This is a genomic window from Variovorax sp. 01T439_2 (genome assembly GCF_056398445.1).
Genome location: NZ_JBFTPJ010000707.1, coordinates 1 through 3,094, shown reverse-complemented (window position 1 = coordinate 3,094; position 3,094 = coordinate 1). Strand labels below are relative to the sequence as shown.

The following is a 3,094-nucleotide window of genomic DNA, read 5'->3' as shown; positions in this document are numbered from 1 at the left end:
GCGCAGAGCTTCCAGGCGCTGCGCACGGTGGCCCGCCAGGCGATCGGCACCGGCGCCTGATCTGAAGTTTTGAAAAAAAGCGCTTCAGGCATTGACTTGCCTGTTCGCATGCAGCATGATGCATGTCATCGACGCCAGAAGTTGCATTATTCTTCCGGTTTCGCATCTGCCCCCACAGGAGACTTCCGTATGACCGAGACCACGACCCTTCAGGCGCCTCTGCGCGTCGACTACCGCATCGAACCCGCGCAATACAGGCACTGGAAGCTCAGCTTCGAAGGCCCGGTGGCGCGCCTGGTGCTCGACATCGCGGAAGACGGCGGCATCCGCCCCGGCTACAAGCTCAAGCTCAACAGCTACGACCTGGGCGTGGACATCGAACTGAACGACGCGCTCAACCGCGTGCGCTTCGAGCACCCTGAAGTGCGCAGCGTGATCGTCACCAGCGGCAAGGACCGCATCTTCTGCTCGGGCGCCAACATCTTCATGCTGGGCGTGTCGAGCCACGCCTGGAAGGTGAACTTCTGCAAGTTCACCAACGAGACGCGCAACGGCATCGAGGATTCGTCGAAGCACTCGGGCCTGAAGTTCATCGCGGCCGTGAACGGCGCCTGCGCCGGCGGCGGCTACGAGCTGGCGCTGGCCTGCGACGAGATCCTGCTGGTGGACGACCGCTCGTCCTCCGTCTCGCTGCCCGAGGTGCCGCTGCTCGGCGTGCTGCCCGGCACCGGCGGCCTGACCCGCGTGACCGACAAGCGCCATGTGCGCCATGACCTCGCCGACATCTTCTGCACCAGCGTGGAAGGCGTGCGCGGCCAGCGCGCAGTCGACTGGCGCCTGGTCGATGCCGTGGCCAAGCCCGCGCAGTTTGCCGCCGCCGTGCAGGAGCGCGCCGCGCAGCTGGCCGCCGCGAGCGACCGCCCGGCCAGCGGCAAGGGCGTGGCGCTGGCCCGGCTCGAGCGCACCGACAGCGCCGACGGCATCGCCTATTCGCATGTCGACGTGAAGATCGACCGCAGCAAGCGCACCGCCACGATCACCGTCAAGGCACCCACGGGCACGCAGCCCGCGGACATTGCCGCCATCGAGGCCGCGGGCGCTGCGTGGTGGCCGCTGGCCGTGTGCCGCGAGCTCGACGACGCCATCCTCAACCTGCGCACCAACGAGCTCGACATCGGCACCTGGCTGCTCAAGACCGAAGGCGACGCGGCCGCCGTGCTCGCATCGGACGCCCTGATGCTCGCCCACAAGGACCACTGGCTGGTGCGCGAGACCATCGGCGCGCTGCGCCGCACGCTGGCGCGGCTGGACGTGTCGTCGCGCAGCCTGTTCGCGCTGGTCGAAGCCGGCTCGTGCTTTGCCGGCACGCTGGCCGAGCTGGCCTTTGCGGCCGACCGCAGCTACATGCTCGCGCTGCCCGACGATGCCGCGCGCGCACCCAAGCTCGTGCTCAACGAATTCAACTTCGGCTTCTTCCCGATGGTGAACGACCAGAGCCGCCTGCAGCGCCGCTTCTATGAAGAAGCCGCGCCGCTGGACGCCGCCCGCGCCGCGGCCGGCAAGCCGCTCGATGCCGACGAGGCACTGAAGCTCGGCCTCGTCACCGCCGCGCCCGACGACATCGACTGGGACGACGAGATCCGCATCGCCGTCGAGGAGCGCGCCGCCATGTCGCCCGACGCGCTCACCGGCCTCGAAGCGAATCTGCGCTTCGCCAGCAAGGAGAACATGGCCACCCGCATCTTCGGCCGGCTCACGGCCTGGCAGAACTGGATCTTCAACCGCCCCAACGCCGTCGGCGAAAAGGGCGCGCTCAAGGTCTACGGCACCGGCGAGAAGGCCGGCTTCGACTTGAACCGCGTCTGAATGAAGAAGAACCCCCAGTCCGCACAACCCAAGGAACAGCGATGAGCACGATCAACTACAGCGAGAAGATCCCCAACAACGTCAACCTCGGCGAAGACCGCACGCTGCAGCGCGCGCTCGAAGGCTGGCAGCCCAACTTCATCAACTGGTGGGACGATGTCGGCCCCGAGGGCTCGACCAACCACGAGGTCTACCTGCGCACGGCCGTGAGCGTCGATCCGCAGGGCTGGGCCCAGTTCGGCCACGTGAAGATGCGCGACTACCGCTGGGGCATCTTCCTGAACCCGGGCGATGCCGACCGCGAGATCCACTTCGGCGACCACAAGGGCGAGAAGGCCTGGCAGGACGTGCCCGGCGAACACCGCGCCAACCTGCGCCGCATCATCGTGACCCAGGGCGACACCGAGCCCGCCTCGGTCGAGCAGCAGCGCCACCTGGGCCTGACCGCGCCGAGCATGTACGACCTGCGCAACCTGTTCCAGATCAACGTCGAAGAGGGCCGCCACCTGTGGGCCATGGTCTACCTGCTGCACAAGCACTTCGGCCGCGACGGCCGCGAGGAAGCCGAGGCGCTCTTGCAGCGCACCTCGGGCGACCAGGACAACCCGCGCATCCTGGGCGCCTTCAACGAGAAGACGCCCGACTGGCTCGCGTTCTTCATGTTCACCTACTTCACCGACCGCGACGGCAAGTTCCAGCTGGCCGCGCTGGCCGAGAGCGCCTTCGATCCGCTCGCACGCACCACCAAGTTCATGCTGACCGAGGAAGCGCACCACATGTTCGTGGGCGAGAGCGGCGTCTCGCGCGTGCTGGCGCGCACCGCGCAGGTGATGAACGAGCTCAAGACCGACGACGCGCAGAAGGTGCGCGCGGCCGGCGCCATCGACCTGGGCACCATCCAGCGCTACCTGAACTTCCACTACAGCGTGACCATCGACCTGTTCGGCGCCGACCAGTCGAGCAACGCCGCCATCTTCTACAGCTCGGGCCTGAAGGGCCGCTACGAGGAAGGCAAGCGCGGCGACGACCACGTGCTCAAGGGCCAGACCTACAAGGTGCTCGAGGTGAAGGACGGCCAGCTCGTCGAAAAGGACGTGCCGATGCTCAACGCGCTCAACGAAGTGCTGCGCGACGACTTCATCAAGGACTCGGTGGCCGGCGTGGGCCGCTGGAACAAGGTGCTCGAGAAGGCCGGCATCCCCACGCGCCTGACCGTGCCGCACAAGGC

General features: G+C 67.3%; 2 protein-coding genes. Both read left to right on the top strand.

Annotated features, from left to right (window positions below):
* Positions 1-189 precede the first annotated feature (189 nt).
* Positions 190-1,866 carry a 2,3-epoxybenzoyl-CoA dihydrolase gene (gene boxC / locus AC1DOC_RS26325; protein ID WP_436299191.1) on the top strand — a complete coding sequence of 559 codons (1,677 nt, stop codon included), beginning with the start codon at positions 190-192 and terminating at the stop codon, positions 1,864-1,866.
* Positions 1,867-1,907: 41 nt separating this feature from the next.
* Positions 1,908-3,094, top strand: a 1,187-nt coding sequence (gene boxB, locus AC1DOC_RS26320; protein WP_478130804.1) for a benzoyl-CoA 2,3-epoxidase subunit BoxB, incomplete at its 3' end; no start/stop codon positions are given.

What these genes read in the sequence shown, in the direction of transcription:
- boxC (WP_436299191.1), top strand. Translation starts at nt 190, where the DNA reads ATGACCGAGACCACGACCCTTCAGGCGCCTCTGCGCGTCGACTACCGC.